The sequence below is a fragment of the Amycolatopsis thermalba genome, assembly GCF_003385215.1.
GTDB classification, from domain to species: Bacteria; Actinomycetota; Actinomycetes; order Mycobacteriales; family Pseudonocardiaceae; genus Amycolatopsis_E; species Amycolatopsis_E thermalba.
Window position 1 is genome coordinate 1 of sequence record NZ_PQHW01000209.1, and the last position, 2,090, is coordinate 2,090.

The window sequence follows — 2,090 nt, forward strand, 5'->3', positions numbered from 1 at the left end:
GAGGAGCACTCGCGCGCCCGGCACCGCCGCCGCCCGCGCTGACCTGGCTGCGGGACCGCTACGACACGATCTTCGTGATCGCGCTGGAGGAGGCGGGATCCCGGGCGGCGGCGGTGCCGGGCGCGCGAGTGCTCCTCGCCCCCGACGCGACGCAGGCGGTGCGGCAGTGGAACGAGGTGACCGGGTGAGGGCGGCTGTGTCCGATGTGGACGGCGGTGCGGCGGCCGCGGCGCGCCCGGCGGCCGCGGCGCACTGCGCTCGGGCGGAGGCGGCCGTGTCCGGTGTGGATGCCGGTGCGGGCGCCGCGGCCGTGGACTGCGGCGGGGCGAGGGCGGCACTGTCCGGTGTGGACTGTGCTGCGCCGCAGAATCCGCTCGGTTCTCCGGCTCGGGCCGGGCGCCGCGGCTCGTGGCGAGGGGTGGTCGCGTGAACCGCGGCGCCGAGCGTGGTTCCCGGATCGTTCCCGTGGCCGGGGTGGTGCTCGCCGCCGTGGTGGCCGGGCTGTTGTTCGCCCCGGTGTTCGGCTTGCGGGCGCTCCTGGTGCCCGTCGCGGTGCCCGCGGCCGTCGTGCTGCTCGTCGTCGCCGTGGTGCGCGGTCCGGGGCTGCGGCCGCTGGTGGCGATGGTGGCCGGGCTGCTGGCCGTCGTCGAGACGACCCTGTGGCCGACCACCGCAGGCGGGCTGCCCACCGGCGAGACCCTGCACGCGCTCGCCGGCGGGGTGTCCCAGTCCTGGCAGCTGGCGCTGCGGTCCACCTGGCCGGCCCGCCCGGAGCCGGCGGTGCTGCTGTTCGTCCCGCTGCTCACGCTGCTCGCCGCGGTGCTCGGCGCCGAACTGCTCCGCCTGAGCCGGCCGCTGGTGGCGCTCGTGCCGAGCCTCGCCGTCGTGGTGCTCAGCCAGTTCTACGCGGCGGCGTCCGGCTGGGGCGCGGTGGCCGCGGCACTGGCGTACGCGCTGGCCGCGGGCGCGGCCACGACCGGGCGCGGGCGGGCGGAGGGGCCGCGTCCGGTGTTCCCGTCGGCGATCGTGGCCGTCGCGCTCGCCGCCGGGTGCGTGGTGGTCGCCGGGGTGGCGGTGCCGGCCCCGCCGGCTCGGTACTCCCTCAAGGACGACCAGCTCGCCCCCCTCACCCCGGTCCAGATCGCCAACCCGCTCGACGACATCGCCTACCGGCTCGCCCACCCGGCGACGCCCGTGTTCCGGGTCGACGGCGCCGCCGGGGTGGACCGGTGGGCGGTGGCGGTGCTGGACGAGTTCGACGGCGTCAACTGGTCACCCGGCGGCCGGTACCGCACGCTCGGCAGCGAACTCCGGCCGGGCCCGGAGGTGACCGTGCCGGTCGAGCCGCGCACGGCCCGGATCTCCGCGGTCGACCTCGGCGGGCCGTGGCTGCCGAGCCAGACCTGGCCGGCCGGGGTGAGCGGGGCCGAGCCGCTGGTGGAGGAGCGGCAGGGCACGTTGCTGGTGCCGGACGGCGGCCGCGCCGGCGACTACACCCTGACCTGGTGGGCGCCGCAGATCCCGGCGGGCTCGCTGTACGGCGCGGCGATCGACCCGGACGCGCCCGGCGGCCTGTCCGGCGTCGGCGAGGTGCCGCCCGGGATCGCCGAGCTCGCCGACCGAGCGGTGAACGGCACCCGGCCCACGTTCCAGGCGGCGCTCGCGCTGGAACGGTTCTTCCGCGACAACTACCGGCTGGCCACCGGGCAGAACCTGCCGACCGGACATTCCTGGCCGCAGCTGGCGGAGTTCCTGCTGACCGCCAAGCGCGGCACCAGCGAGCAGTTCGCGGCCGCCTACGTGGCGCTGGCCCGGGTGCGGGGCATCCCGGCGCGGCTGGTGGTCGGGTTCCGCGCCCCGGCCGGGCCGGACGTGGTGCGCAACGGTGACGTGCTGGCCTGGCCGGAGGTGGCGGTCGAAGGCGTCGGCTGGGTGCCGCTCGACCCGACGGGCACCGCGACACCCGGCGCGTCCGCGGGCGCCGGGCTGGCCGCCGCGACGGCGGGCGCGCGGGCGCAGCTGCCCGCGTCGCAGGACCTGCTCGACCCGCCGGTGGCGGCGGGGGAGGGGAGCGGCGAGGCGCCCGCGGG

The 2,090-nt window shown here is 78.4% G+C and carries 1 protein-coding gene and 1 pseudogene; both read left to right on the top strand.

Annotated elements, in window-relative coordinates:
• Positions 1 to 188, top strand: a pseudogene (locus D0D15_RS35645) (hypothetical protein); the annotation flags it as partial.
• A gap of 238 nt (positions 189 to 426) precedes the next feature.
• A partial coding sequence (locus tag D0D15_RS35650; RefSeq protein ID WP_162830736.1) for a transglutaminase TgpA family protein occupies positions 427 to 2,090 on the top strand: 1,664 nt, incomplete at its 3' end.